We start from the raw sequence: 13,121 nt of genomic DNA, 5'->3' as shown, positions 1-13,121 counted from the left end.
CATTAACAACCGGGCTAGAACGCATAGCAAATCACCGGTCTTAGGGGCTCTGTAAGGGTTTACCGGTCGTTTGATAGGACGTTTTAGGGAAGTCAGCAGTGTTGTTGCATACGATTCACTACTGAGTGAGTGTTTGTGCATTTGTAGAGGGTTTCCTGTGAGAGGTTTATTCCTGCTGATAGGGTTGATGGTTTGTGCATCCCCGATCAAGGCTATCGAGCCAAGCTCCAGGAACGCCTCAGGCCTTGGTGAAGCCTATGGGTTTGTGTTTGGGCAAAACCTCACGTTGCAACGAATTGCCGATGATTATCCTGACCTTGCCCGAGAGGCTTTGCTGGCCAAACTTGAGTTTCAGAGAGCGTTTGGTGATATTCACGTAAATCTGGAACCGAAACTGGTCGAGTTTTTAGGCGAGGAAGTGTTTAAAGCATTCAGGGCCAAACTCGAAAATCAGTTAATGGATATGGCCCAGGGTGAGGAGATTAACCGGATTCTTGCCGAGAACTTTCTGGAGGAAGTACGCAACAGGGCAAAGGGTGATATCTATAGCCCGACTCTTGAATATCTTCTTGCAGTCCGGTTTTCAGAGAATCCTGTAAGTGAATATGCAAACGGTTTTCGGCAAACCTACCAAACTGACGGCACCGGCAAGTTTCGTGGTGTAGTCCTTCGCATTGAGCTGCCAAAATCATGGCAGGAAAAGAAAGCTAATCGCCCGCACATTGTTCGCAAATGGCAGAGTGAGGCAGGGACTGGCATGGAGCTGGTCATCCTTCATGTTCGTGAAATGGGTGGTGCGCATATTAGCCGGTCTGATGTTGCTGGAATGCTGCAACCAGGTGAGGTTGATGCGCTGGTTCCGGAAGATGGCGTTCTCTATGACTACGGAATGGTGTCCATAGAGGATTTGCCCGGCTACTTTGTAGATTTTGGCCTGCTTGCGGAACGAGCGGGTGTGGTGATGTTTCAGCAGATGCGGCAATACGCTTTTTTTTACAAGGACAGGGCCGTTTCTGTTCAGTGCTCTGTCGGGGCGCTGGAGAGCGAGCATGAATTAGTCGAAGGCAGGTTCGCACGGGTTAAACCGTTGTGTGCGCAGGTATTTAATTCCGTGGTTCTGCCAGAACTGTACCTGATCCCCGAAAATCAGCGCGGTAAAATCGAAAGTGTGATGATGCCGACTAAACCCTTGGATTATCGAGTTGAATCAAGCAATATTGTTTCTTTAAGCAATTGAAGCTGCCTACCTGTTAGCCTGTAACAATTATCCTTGTCTGATTGGCCGCCAAGCCGGCTATGGAAATTTATTACTTAAAGGAACACCTCAATGAAATTAGTTAAACCAGCATTGGTGCTGGCACTAGCTATTACGGCACATACATCAGCACTCGCCGCCGATGCTCGTCCGGCCTATATAGGTATCTCTCTGGGACAGGCCACCGTAGAGGATTTTTGTGATGGGTCTGAAACCAAATGTGATGACAGTGCGCCTACACTTCGAATTTATGGAGGCACAGAGCTAAATGGATTTGCGAACCTTGAATTTGGCTACCGCTATGCAGATGATGTTGAGGCGTCGGGTGTGTTTGGTGGAGTGGGCGTTGCGGTAGCTGTGAGCGGCCATTTTGTGGATACCACTTTGCAGGTTGGCTTGCCAGAAAAAGGCCCGTTCAAACTGTTCACAAAGGCCGGATTGCTGTTCTGGCGCCTTAACTATGAGGCAGCAGCCAGTAATGGGTTCATGACGGTGTCAGAGAGCGACAGTGATAGCGGCGTCGCCTTCAGAACCGGATTGGGAGTTAGCTACGAGGTCTCTGACACTCTTCGTTTGCGGGCTGACTGGGACTACCTGGTTAATGTCGGCGATGAAGATGAACTAGGGCAGACCGATATCAATGTCTTCAGCATCGGACCCGAATTCCGGTTCTGATGGTTGGGGCAACTGGCTCCCACAAAAGATTGAAATTATGAATGCGGGATCCTGAGCAAATGAACTCACACATATTGGCAGCCATTCTGGCTGCCGTTTCTATGGGCACCATCGGGGCGATTTCCATCTACGCCGATGTCAGTGCCGAAACGGTTACATTTTACCGTCTGTTTATCGGTGCAGTCTTGATGGGAGGCTTTCTTCTGGTTACTGGCCAGAAAGATAAAATGCTTAGTTGGCCCGGCATTCAGGTTCTGGTGACGGGCGGGTTTCTGGCAGGGTTTGTGGTTTTTTATATTGTAGCGCTGGGCTATACGAGCATGGCCAACGCTGTGATGTTGCTCTACCTGGCACCTGTAACCGCGTCTATTACTGCGCACTTTTTTATGGGCGAGCGGCTAACCGGTTCCAGCACAGCATTGATTGGGGTGGCATTGTTTGGCTTCGCGATGATGATGGAGTTTAACTTCAGTCTCTCGGGGCGAAAGGAAGAGGCGGTTGGCCTGTTTTACGCACTGTGTGCCATGCTTTGTTATGCCGCGTTTATTGTGACAAACCGGCTGATTCCCGAGCGGGTGCATGTACTGACACGCAGCGGCTACCAAATGCTGGTCGGAGCTCTGTGCATACTGCCTTTTATGCTGCAGCAAGGTGACAGTATTGTTGGCGCGCAGTGGGGGTGGTTGGTTACAGCAGGTGTTGTTCCGGGGTTCCTGGCCATTATGTTAGCGGTTGTTGCCTTGCGAGCACTCCCAACGGCGACTTATGGCACCTTGGCCTATCTGGAGCCAATTACTGTTGTTGCACTCGGGTGGGTGCTGTTTGGCCAGAGCCTGAACCCGCTGCAGATGTCTGGCTGCGCGTTAATTATCGTCTCGGGCGTGGCACAGGCAGTGGTGTCGCAAAGAGCCTCTCGCTTCTCTCTATCTGAGTTGAGGGTGGAGGCGCGCTGAAAGGTATTATCGCTCATCTTATTTTGACAACAACAAGGACCTATCATGATTGAGGCGCTGTTTCGGCGTGAAGGAGATTTATATATCCCAACGCCTTCGAGCCGAGGCCCATGGAGCCCGCAGCACCTGCATGGTGGGCCTGTGGTGGGTTTGATGGCGCATGCCATGGAACATGCGTCGGATAATGCCAGTTTGAACCTGGCGAGGCTTACAGTGGATCTGTTAAGGCCTGCGCCGGATGCGCCCCTGGCGGTGACCACTCGATTGGTGCGCGGCGGCTCGCGACTTCAAATACTTGAGGCATCGTTACTGGCTGGCGATATAAAGGTCGCGCGCGCAAGTGCGCTTTTTCTGGCGCACAGTGAGGCCGTCGTTCCGGAATACGGTCGCTTTTCGCCTGCAGAGTACGAACCTCCCACAGGGCCTGTTGACGTAAACATTTCGGAGGCAGCAGGTTGGACAAATCAATACAGCCCAGTGGGGCTGCACAGCAAAGCAAAAGCCGTGCTCATTGATGGTGTTCACGCTAAGGGGCAGGGTATTGCATGGATGAAACTGCCGTTACCCGTTGTGGAGGGTGTCGAAACCAGTCCTGGTGTTATGGCCGCAACGCTTTGCGATTTTGGTAACGGTGTAGGCCAACTGAGCTTGGGTGGTGGTGTGGGATGCATCAATGCCGACGCAACCCTTTATCTTCATCGTATGCCTGTGGGTGAGTGGTTGGGTCTGGATGCTCGCAGCCGTATGCAAGAAACAGCAGTCGGCTTGGTTGAAACGACGTTGTTCGATCGCCAGGGACCGGTGGGCAAAGTCATGCAGACTATCCTTCCCATGAGAATGCCAGGGGCTGAGGGCTAGTGGGTAAGCCAACTTGTATGGCATGCACGTGTTTTCCAGATTACCCCTGCATGAGTCTGAAGTGTGCTTTCTCATCGAGGAACGGGATGCGGAGTTGGTGATAGTCGGGCGCAGGAAATTGCTCGAAACGAAAACGCCAGCAAGCACGATGCACCCTAGACTGAATTGCGAGTGGGTGTAATAGGAAGGGCCAATCTTGCAAGCGGCCCTTCCTTTGGGTTTTTATACTGGAATCACTACTTGATCCACTTATCACCCCAATGGGTAATGTCGTGCTTTTGTTCCACCTGCAGTGAGCGTGCGTTTGCTGCAGGTTGCGCGTTTTCGGCTTGCGCAATTTCCCTGTCAATCACCCGTGTTGAAAGTGACAGCCAGCTGGTAACGAACGCTGCTGCGTCACCATGGATCTCCAGTGCCAATTCGTCAACGTTGGTGATGTCGTCACAGGCTGCGTGGTAGCAAGGATCGTATGAGATGCCTGCTTCGCCGCCAAACTTGGCCGCCTGTTCTTCGGTTTTTATTCCCTCAGCACCCGTAAACAGTCCTCCAAAGGCTATGCCGACCTCAAAGAACTGAGCGTAATCGGAACGAAAGCTGATCTCAGTACCCTCTGATGCTATGCCCCGCAGATTGAAGTACCTTTCAAAAAGCGCCTCAGTGGCAGCGGATCCTGCAGGACCGGCAAGCTCAAAATCAGAGCCATCGCCATCGTAGATAAAATTCCCGAAGTTGGGCGAACCAATCATGTCGTAGTTCAGATACACCTTGATTTTATCCTGCTCTTCCTGAGTCAGGTTGTTTACGTAAAACGTTGACCCCACGAGGCCGGCTTCTTCAGCACCCCACCAGGCGAAGCGAACCTGGTTGCGGGGGTGAGCTCGCTTCATTTGCAGGGCCAGCTCGAGTAAAGCCGCACTGCCAGATCCGTTGTCGTTTATACCGGCGCCTTCAAACACGGAGTCGAGGTGCGCGCCGGTCATTATTACGTTGTCCGCACTGCCGCGGCGAGTTTGGGTTATTACGTTGAAGGTCTCTGTTTGCTCTCTGACCACGTTAGCGACGACTCGTAACGCCAAACCTGGTTGGTCCGCCCAGCTTGCGCCTATATCGTAGGTTGTAAATACAACGGGAATGCCTCCAGCGTAATCGTCGCCGAGAGTGGCATTCAGCAAGCCTTTGCGGTCGTCGGTATTGCCCTGGTTAAAAATAACCACGCCAAGGGCACCGGCATTGGCGGCATTAGTGGCTTTCTGTCCAAAAGCACAGGCGCCACGCTGGATAACAGCAATCGAGCCCGCCGGAAAGTCGGTAAAATCCTCCGCTTCGCAGCCGCTTGTTGATGTGTTGTCGGGGCCGAGCTGAACATCGACAGGAACCGCAGTGCCTGATACATCACCGGGTTCAGTTTGTGATAGGTAGGTGAAATCTTCGTCCCACACATAATTCACCGGAGTGGGTGCAGTGGCTTGTAAAACTCCATCCCCGGCGGAGTAGTATGCGTTGAATGGGAAGGGTTGGATTTCGACTTCGTACCCAGCGCTCTCCAGTGTGGTTTTGATGTAATCAACCGACGCCTTGTATCCGGGCAGCCCGGCGGCGCGGTTACCATCGTTGGCTTGAGCGATGCCATAGAGCATATCCAGATGATACTGAATGTTGCTGGCTTGCATACAACGAGGCAGGCCGAGTGGCGTACTGTTGAGAATGCCAAATCGGCACTCGAAGGGACTCAGGTGGCCTGGGCTCCAAAAAGCATTATATAGGTCGGCGTTGGATTTGTTGCTTGGGCCGGCTAAAGCAGTTGTCGCAAATAAAACAGATCCTATCGCCAGGGTGCGGCTAACAGTGTAGATGTTCATTTGAGTTCTCCAATCCCGGGAGGTTTTTTGTTTGGCCCGGTGGTACCGGGCTATCAGGACAGGGCGCCTGAGTTGTGAACAAACAGGCTCCTGGGCATTACTGCTTCCTTCGATGCCAGCCATAAGCCTAGTTCGGACTATTGTGTCTCGCCAGATGAGAAACATTACAAAAAACATCGTTGTTTGATAAACATGTCGCTGATAAAAGAGTGTTTATCCTGTGCGTTAGTGAGCACAGTTAAGGTTTCCACATAGACCAGACGCTACCTCGAAGGGCTTCTAATGAAAAAACATAGCTTACTTGCAGTCGCCGTTGCGTTTACGCCGCTAAGTGCACAGGCAGACATCACGGCGGCCACTTTGTATCCATCCCACGCCGAACTTACCTGGCTGGAGAGCGATCAGGTAAATGCTGGCGTGGGCATTGTTGAAGTCGGTGGCTTACCGGTCAGTTTGCAGGATCAGAGCCTTCAGGTAGTGCTTGAAGGGATTACTGGAGCGCAGATCCAGCAGGTGCAGATCAGCAGGGTGGAGCAGGCAGAGTTTGTGGCCGGAGAAACCCGCAGGCTTCAGGATGAGCTGGCTGTTGTGAGCGCGCGAATTCAAGCCCAGGAGGATTTGATTAAAGCCTGGAACCAACAGGTAACCCTTGCCAGCAAAGCCGCAGAACTGCCCCATGAGTTGAAGGCTTCAGAATTGAACGACATGGCCGCTGCGCTGAAGGATACAACCCAGAAAGCACTGACAGAGATCCGGACTATCCGGTCGGAAATGACCGGCGATATTGCTTTGAGAGATCGTTTGATGCGGGATCTTGCACAAATTAAACAAGGCGCCAAGGCCACCAAGAAGGTGCGTGTGCACTATCAAGCACCCGTGGTTGGCGAGCTCCAGGTAAAGCTGAAGTTTCAAACGTCGGAGGCCAGCTGGCGCAGCGAATACAGTGCACGCCTGACATCCGAGCTGGAAGGGAAGGCGGGGGGCGAAGTAGCCCTTGAACATCTTGCAGTAGTGCAGCAATCAACAGGCATCGATTGGGAAGGAGTAGAGCTGAACCTTGCCACGGCCAATGCCCGCAGGGGAACTGCGATGCCGCCACTGTATTCCTGGGTTGTCAGCCCAGAGCCACCGGAGGTATATAGTACGAAGTCCTTAGCGCGCTCAGCTGATATGCAGGCTGAGATGGTAATGGGTAGCCCGGCTATTGTGGAACGCCAAAGTACCTTCACCCAGAGTTATCGCCTGCCCCAGCCGGTAGCTATTCCCAGTGGCAATTCTGGTCAGCGCCTGACCGTCGCCGAACACCGTATTCCTGCAGACGTTGCTACCTGGACTGCACCGGTTATGAACCCAACCGGTTACCTGCACGCTACCGGCATATTCACGTCCGAGGCTCCCATACCAGCTGGGCGAGTCACTCTATACCGGGATGGTCAGAGCGTAGGAGAAGGCCATCTACCTGAACTGACTGACGGCGAGGAACTAACCCTGGGGTTCGGTGTGGATGAAGGTATTCGTGTGGCGGTGGTGAATGAGCTTGAGCGCACAGGTGAAGAGGGTGTGTGGAAGAGCGAAAACGTTCAGCGTCGGCAAAATCGTTTTGAGATTACCAATCATCACTCGAAGGCAGTAAAAGTCCGTGTTTTTGATCGGATGCCCGTATCCCAAAAAGACATTCTGACCGTTAAGCCCCTTGAAATAAGCGAGCCGGTGCAGCGGGATGTTGAGGATAAAAAAGGTGTTTTGGCATGGGATCGTGAGGTGCCAGCGGGTGGGACGGTTAATGTAAAATCCGGATTTGAGATTCGTGTACCTGAGGGAACCGAACTGCCACGGATCTAAACTCTGAATTCCAAGGGTGCGTGCAAGCGCGCCCTTGGAATACTGGATCAAATCTACTTCGGGTAACCGGTAATATCCCGAATCTTCTGATACAACGGCTGCAATTGCGGGTACATGCGCAGGTACACCTCGGAATATAGCCTTTCGTAGAGATCGCGTGCTTCAGGGTTGGGGTGAAACACATCCCCAACTCGGGTCATGGCAGCAACTGCAGTTTCAAAATCCGGGTGTAAACCAAGCCCAACGGCTGCATCTATGGCCGCTCCCAACCCTGAGGTTTCATAGGTGTGAGGGCGCTCGGCAGGTAGGCCGAATACGTCTGCCGTTAGCTGCATGGCGGCGTCACTCTGGGAGCCGCCGCCCGCTACTCGAAGCTTGGTTATCTTGATGCCACTGCGCTTTTCGATTTTCTCTTTGCCTTCCCTCAGCGCGTATGCCAAGCCTTCCAGAATTGCCCTGTAGATATGAGAGCGGGTGTGTACGTCACCAAAACCGATAATAGAGCCTTTGGCTTCTGGCCCAGGCTGGCGGACGCCAGGCGACCAATAGGGCTGCAACATCAATCCCATGGAACCCGCAGGTACGGATTGAACCAGCTCATCAAACAGTTCTTCAGGTTCTATGCCGCGCTTTTCAGCAATTTCCCTTTCCCGCAAACCGAATTCCCGTTTGAACCAGCTCACCATCCAGAAGCCACGATATATCATGACTTCTGTGGAGTAGTGGCCAGGCCGTGCAGAAGGATAGGGCGGCATCAGTTTAACCGGCTCCACATACCTCTTATTTGTCGCATTGATGGTGGCCGTTGTGCCGTAGCTCATGCAGCCAACGTCGGGAGTCAGGCCACCGGAGCCAAGAATTTCACACGCTTTATCGGAAGCCGCAGCAATCACCGGTAAGCCTTCCCGGAGACCCAAGTGGGCGGCTGCCTCTGAAGTGAGATGGCCCAGGGTAGCGCCGGGACTTACGAGGTCTGGCAGCATGGATCTTTTAACGGGCATGGTGCCCCATTTAAAGTCCCGCTTGGAAGCCCATTGGTGTTTTTTGTAATCAAATGGCAGGTAGCCCACTTGGCTGCCAGTAGAATCCCGAAACTCGCCGGTTAAGCGGTAGTTCAAGTAACCGGACAACAGCAGAAAGTGCCGGGTTTTTTTCCAGACTTCCGGCTGATTCTGGGATATCCAGTTAGCCTGCGTGTTTTCGCGGAAGCGTTTGACTGTGTCTTCAAGTCGCGCCAGTTTAAAGACCCATCCCCAGAGGCCTTTAATCGGACCATCAACCCTGGCATGGCGCTGATCCAACCAGATAATCGCCGGGCGTAGCGGTTTGCCATGCTCATCCAGGTTAATCACCGTGCCACGCTGTGTGGTGACAGAAATCCCAACAATTCTGTCTGGGGATACGTCGGTGGATGACCAAAGCTCAACGCAGGCTTTGCCCAGGCTTTCCCAGAAATACTCAGGGTGCTGCTCTGCCCAACCAGGCTGTTCGGAGAAGTATGGCTCTATCTCTTGCCGGCCCTTGGCAATCAGGTTGCCCTTGGTGTCGAAGAGCAGTGCGCGAACGCTTTGAGTGCCGTTATCAATGGCCAGAATTAACGGGTCAGACTGCATGCTTTTGCTCCGAGCGCTCTGGAAGGGAGTAGGCTTCACCCCAAAGCGCAAGATATCTCGCTTCTTCGGCATGCCACTGGTCGTCATCCCAGTTAAGAGCGCTTTGGCAATGTAGCTTCAGGGCGGGTAGCAGTGCCTTGCCACCTTCGGGAACGATCAGCCCAAGCCGGGTGCGGCGCAGCATAAGATCATCCAGGTGTTTTACGTCTTCCTGCGAACACGCCCATGTAACCTCGGCCCAGAGCAGATCACCCGGGACTGAGGCAGAACCACTATTGTTGCCAACAGGCGTAAGCGGGCCGCACTGAAGCACAGAGGCCAGATCCGCGCCGTAAAAGCCGGTAAGGCGCTGCCAATTCTGATGGCTAATGCTGTCTGGCTTTGGCGGTGCAAGTGATGGCCTGAATACCGGGCTTTTCTCTGCGCGCAATGGTTCGCCGCTACCCAAGCCTCTGGTAAGAGCTTCTCTTGCTATGAGGCGAAAGGTAGTGAGCTTGCCGCCGGCGATACTGATTAAGCCTTTATCTTCGCGGAACTCGTGCTCGCGACTTTCTTTGGAAGGGGCTTTCGATGGCCCATTTGCGCCAGCCACCTTAGGCGTGTCTGTAACCACGGGCCTGACGCCTGCCCAAGTGGAGAGCACGTCATTTGCGGAGACAGCCGCACCCGGGAAAAGCCTGTTTGAAATGCGTAACAGATAGTCGACTTCGTTCGCTGCAATGCGCGGTTCGTTATCCAAGCTTTGTTTGTGGTCGAGATCTGTGGTTCCGAGCACGGTAGTGCCCGCCCACGGGAAGGCAAAAACAGGGCGTTTGTCATCCGGATGGAGCAGGGAAACAGTGCAGGAAACGGGTAGGGTGCTCCAGGGGAGTACTAAATGGCTGCCGCGAAGGGGCCGAATCGTCATCGGCTGTTCGCCGTTGTCCGGTTGCTGCAGTCGATCAGCCCAAACACCGGTGGCATTAATAACTAAAGACGTATCAACAGTGAAGGTATTTGCATCGTCTTCTGCTTGCAGTTCGAGCCCGCTGACTTTTCCATCGGCGCGAAGTACCCGCACGGCCTTAACGTAGTTGAGGCACCAGGCGCCGTCCTGGCGGGCTTCTGAAATCACTCGCTGTACAAGCCTGGCGTCGTCTGTGACTGCGTCGGTAAAGCCGCTGGCGCCGGTCAGCTTTTGCATATTCAGGCCGGGTACCCATTGCATGGTTTCGCCCGGTGTCAGCAACTGACGGGATTTGGAGCGGGCTATCCAATCGTAAACGCGGAGCAGAATCTGAAACAGCCGGGGCCCGGGAAACTGGCGCTGAAAGTGGGGCATGATAAAGCGCAGCGGGTCTATCAATCCCGGCGCTTCTGTCATCAACCGCTGGCGCTCGGTTACCGCATCGCGAGTCAGGCCGTATTGGCCGCTGCCAAGATACCGCAGGCCACCGTGAACCATTTTCGAGGAGCGGCTGGAGGTCCCCCAGGCAAAATCTTTTTGCTCAACCAACAGGGTTTTCAGCCCACTGCCGGCAGCTTCCCGTGCTATGCCAGCGCCTGTTATACCGCCCCCAATCACAACAACATCAAAGGCTTGGGGGCTACTCTTAAGTTTGCTTAGCAAGGCGTCTCGACGGTTCATCGGGGGCGCTCCGCTCATTCGATCAAGGTTTTCGGGTTGAGCATACCTTCGGGGTCGAAGGTGTTGCACAGTGACCGAATTGCCAGCATTCCAAGCTCGCCTTTTTCAATCGGCAGGAAGGGCGCGTGGTCTTTGCCAACCCCGTGTTGATGGCTGATGGTGCCGCGATTGCGCACGATCAAATCAGACGTGGTGTTTTTCAGATGTTTCCAACGGGCCAGAGTTTCATCGTAGCTGTCTGCAACCCGGAACACATAGGTTGTGTAAATGCTGCATCCTTGACCATAAAAGTGCGACAGGTGAGTGAATACATGAGCCTGTTCGTTTTTGCTTTCTTCGCGGGTCTGCAAACTGGTGCGAAGGTTGTTTTCCATCAGGCAGAGCAGGTTGTCTACGTTATCCCAGTCGGTGGCGGTTTCAAGGGTGTCTACGGCATAGCCAAGCTGCCATAGAGCCTCGCGGAGGTAGGGCATGGTGAAACGCTTTTCGGCCCATTTCTTACCAAGCCGGGTGCCGGTGTAAACACCTTTGTACTCAGAGCAGATGCGCTTTGCTTCCTGCTTGGCGCTGGCGCACTGATGTTTGCTGCCGGTCAGTCCGAAGGTCATCATGCATTTGCCTTCAGCGGAGCCCTTTAGGGAAAGTACCTTTTCTAACATGCCAATAAGGTGTGGGTGCCCGGCCAATGCCAGTTGGGTTTCGGTTTCGATGGCGTTGCTAAGGCGCAGCATGGACAGCTGAATGCGATTTTGAACCAGTTTTCGGCACGCGGTGCGCGCTTTATCCCAATCTGGAAAGAACACAACGTGAAAGCTTTCCTTCTCCGCCAGACGGCTCACACGAACCTTCACTTCGGTGATCAGCCCAATCCGGCCCTCAGAGCCAAGAATCATCTCGCGAATGTCAGGACCAGCGCTCGAGGCCGGTATGGTGGGGATGTCCAGTGTGCCTTTTAGCGTTTCAACTCTGGCACCAGCAAATAGTTGTTCGATTCGGCCGTAACGGAGAGATTGCTGGCCGCTTGAGCGGGTGGCCACCCAACCGCCTACAGTTGAAAGTTCAAACGACTGAGGAAAGTGACCAAGAGTGTAGCCGTGAACACGCAGTTGGGATTCGACCAGGGGGCCCGGAGTGCCGGCGCCAAAGGTTGCAATCTGGCTTTCGCGATCAAGATCCATGAGGCGGTTCATGCCGCCCATGTCTACCGTGAGTACAGGCTTGTCGCCAGCCAACGGGTTGATGTGTCCGGCAACGCTCGTACCACCACCGTAGGGGATAACGTCGACTTTGTTGGCTTGTGCATACTCGAGCAGCTTCTGTACGTCGAGACTGCTTTCAGGGCGGGCAACGCCATCGGGGAAAACCTTGAAATCGCCACTGCGCATGGCTAGCCAGTCATCAAGGCTTTGGCCGCGGGAATAGCGCACTCGAATTTCAGGGGTAGTGTCGATCAGAGAATCAACGGTGGTGTCAGCCGGCAGCCGTGAGCCCGGAACCTTGGCGCAGACAGATTCCAGGGTGGCTTCGCTAAGAGGTTTGCTCGCCCCTATGCGCTCCGAAAGAAAGCCCTGACCCTGTGCGGGAAGCTCCAGATTGAATTGCTCATCGCCCCAACCGTTCCAACGTCGCATCAACATACACTCCGGTTATCAATTGAATGACGTTCATTCTATCGATTTATCCAGCGCGCACACTGTCCCATAGCGACATTGGTTGTGTCATTTGCCGACATGAGTTAACACTAGCCGTTAGTGCGGAGGCGTTCCCGGAGCTGCTCAAGGCGTTTGCGGATTTCTTCACGGCGAGGCTGGTCATTTGCCGGGGGTGTTGCAGAAGTAGGCTGACTGGTGATGTTCGGTGTTCGGCTTGGTGGCTCAGATTGCTCGAGGTCATCTACGCCGGCAGAGAAGGTTATGCCTGAACGATCATCCGGTTCCGGAAAATACAGGTTTTCCAGCTTTCCGCCGCGATCAAGAACCACACGGTTCGGATGTACAGAGCGAAGCTTGGCATTGCCGGGCAGTTCATCGCCTACCAGAAAGACCTCTGTTTTGCTTTTGTCGTCTTCTATCAGTGCGCTACCGGGGAACTCGCCGTCGGCTGCCAGTACGCCGCGGAGAAAAATCCTGAGGTTGGTTTCTGGTAAATCCTCTGTGTTTTCCTCAATTGAGGCTTCGCCGACCTGGGCTGTACCAAAAATTTCCAAAGAGGCAAGCGGCAGCTTGGGCGTCTCGCGCTTCTCTGGCAGTGGTTGTGATGCAGCAGACGTGTCCTGAGACGGTTGGTGGCTTTGCGTTTGCCAGAAACCATACCCCTGCCATGCAGTAGCGCCGAACATGGCCAATCCTGCGACGATAGCCAGAGCGATGGGAACCTTTGGATCTATAGAGAGCATTGATTGTCCTGAAGGCACGTTCGCAAGCTGCCAAAATCGTTGAT

At 53.8% G+C, this 13,121-nt stretch carries 10 protein-coding genes; 5 read left to right on the top strand and 5 right to left on the bottom strand.

All coding sequences use genetic code 11. The annotated features are described in order from the left end of the window. Window positions 1-157 precede the first annotated feature (157 nt). The 4 genes from AADB16_RS11535 (at window position 158) to AADB16_RS11520 (ending at window position 3,741) form a co-directional block, all read left to right on the top strand. Window positions 158-1,237, top strand: coding sequence for a hypothetical protein (locus tag AADB16_RS11535; RefSeq protein ID WP_410803417.1), 1,080 nt, complete (start codon window positions 158-160; stop codon window positions 1,235-1,237). A gap of 90 nt (window positions 1,238-1,327) precedes the next feature. After that, window positions 1,328-1,930, top strand: a complete 603-nt coding sequence (locus AADB16_RS11530) for an outer membrane beta-barrel protein (protein ID WP_309044473.1) — start codon at window positions 1,328-1,330, stop codon at window positions 1,928-1,930. 59 nt (window positions 1,931-1,989) lie between these two features. After that, on the top strand, window positions 1,990-2,883 hold the full coding sequence (locus AADB16_RS11525; RefSeq protein ID WP_410803415.1) for a DMT family transporter: 894 nt from the start codon (window positions 1,990-1,992) through the stop codon (window positions 2,881-2,883). A gap of 45 nt (window positions 2,884-2,928) precedes the next feature. Beyond that, the gene (locus AADB16_RS11520; RefSeq protein WP_410803413.1) at window positions 2,929-3,741 is read left to right on the top strand and encodes a thioesterase family protein; all 813 of its coding nucleotides are present in this window, start codon (window positions 2,929-2,931) and stop codon (window positions 3,739-3,741) included. A 236-nt stretch (window positions 3,742-3,977) separates the two neighbouring features. Here AADB16_RS11520 and AADB16_RS11515 read toward each other — a convergent pair whose 3' ends face one another. After that, window positions 3,978-5,600: a M28 family metallopeptidase gene (locus tag AADB16_RS11515; protein ID WP_410803411.1), complete on the bottom strand. Its 1,623-nt coding sequence runs from the start codon at window positions 5,598-5,600 to the stop codon at window positions 3,978-3,980. 282 nt (window positions 5,601-5,882) lie between these two features. On the opposite strand from AADB16_RS11515, the gene AADB16_RS11510 reads away from it, so the two are divergent. Further along, window positions 5,883-7,442 carry a DUF4139 domain-containing protein gene (locus AADB16_RS11510; protein WP_410803409.1) on the top strand — a complete coding sequence of 520 codons (1,560 nt, stop codon included), beginning with the start codon at window positions 5,883-5,885 and terminating at the stop codon, window positions 7,440-7,442. A gap of 53 nt (window positions 7,443-7,495) precedes the next feature. Here AADB16_RS11510 and AADB16_RS11505 read toward each other — a convergent pair whose 3' ends face one another. The 4 genes from AADB16_RS11505 to AADB16_RS11490 all read right to left on the bottom strand — a co-directional run bounded on the left by AADB16_RS11505 (window position 7,496) and on the right by AADB16_RS11490 (window position 13,077). After that, window positions 7,496-9,055, bottom strand: coding sequence for an FGGY-family carbohydrate kinase (locus tag AADB16_RS11505; protein ID WP_410803407.1), 1,560 nt, complete (start codon window positions 9,053-9,055; stop codon window positions 7,496-7,498). Then, window positions 9,045-10,682 carry a glycerol-3-phosphate dehydrogenase/oxidase gene (locus AADB16_RS11500; protein ID WP_410803405.1) on the bottom strand — a complete coding sequence of 546 codons (1,638 nt, stop codon included), beginning with the start codon at window positions 10,680-10,682 and terminating at the stop codon, window positions 9,045-9,047. The genes AADB16_RS11505 and AADB16_RS11500 overlap by 11 nt, the downstream gene beginning before the upstream one ends. 14 nt (window positions 10,683-10,696) lie before the next feature. Further along, a complete protein-coding gene (locus tag AADB16_RS11495) occupies window positions 10,697-12,313 on the bottom strand; it encodes an FAD-binding oxidoreductase (protein ID WP_410803403.1) in 1,617 nt (538 codons plus the stop codon). 110 nt (window positions 12,314-12,423) lie between these two features. Then, on the bottom strand, window positions 12,424-13,077 hold the full coding sequence (locus tag AADB16_RS11490; protein ID WP_410803401.1) for a type II secretion system protein N: 654 nt from the start codon (window positions 13,075-13,077) through the stop codon (window positions 12,424-12,426). Window positions 13,078-13,121: the final 44 nt, after the last annotated feature.

It is taken from the genome of Marinobacter sp. KMM 10035 (assembly GCF_046537445.1).
Lineage (GTDB): Bacteria > Pseudomonadota > Gammaproteobacteria > Pseudomonadales > Oleiphilaceae > Marinobacter > Marinobacter sediminicola.
The sequence above is the reverse complement of the archived record's forward strand: the minus strand, read 5'-3'. Positions and strand labels throughout refer to the sequence as shown.

What these genes read in the sequence shown, in the direction of transcription:
- AADB16_RS11495 (WP_410803403.1), bottom strand. Translation starts at nt 12,313, where the DNA reads ATGCGACGTTGGAACGGTTGGGGCGATGAGCAATTCAATCTGGAGCTT.
- AADB16_RS11490 (WP_410803401.1), bottom strand. Translation starts at nt 13,077, where the DNA reads ATGCTCTCTATAGATCCAAAGGTTCCCATCGCTCTGGCTATCGTCGCA.
- AADB16_RS11500 (WP_410803405.1), bottom strand. Translation starts at nt 10,682, where the DNA reads ATGAACCGTCGAGACGCCTTGCTAAGCAAACTTAAGAGTAGCCCCCAA.
- AADB16_RS11520 (WP_410803413.1), top strand. Translation starts at nt 2,929, where the DNA reads ATGATTGAGGCGCTGTTTCGGCGTGAAGGAGATTTATATATCCCAACG.
- AADB16_RS11525 (WP_410803415.1), top strand. Translation starts at nt 1,990, where the DNA reads ATGAACTCACACATATTGGCAGCCATTCTGGCTGCCGTTTCTATGGGC.
- AADB16_RS11510 (WP_410803409.1), top strand. Translation starts at nt 5,883, where the DNA reads ATGAAAAAACATAGCTTACTTGCAGTCGCCGTTGCGTTTACGCCGCTA.
- AADB16_RS11530 (WP_309044473.1), top strand. Translation starts at nt 1,328, where the DNA reads ATGAAATTAGTTAAACCAGCATTGGTGCTGGCACTAGCTATTACGGCA.
- AADB16_RS11505 (WP_410803407.1), bottom strand. Translation starts at nt 9,055, where the DNA reads ATGCAGTCTGACCCGTTAATTCTGGCCATTGATAACGGCACTCAAAGC.
- AADB16_RS11515 (WP_410803411.1), bottom strand. Translation starts at nt 5,600, where the DNA reads ATGAACATCTACACTGTTAGCCGCACCCTGGCGATAGGATCTGTTTTA.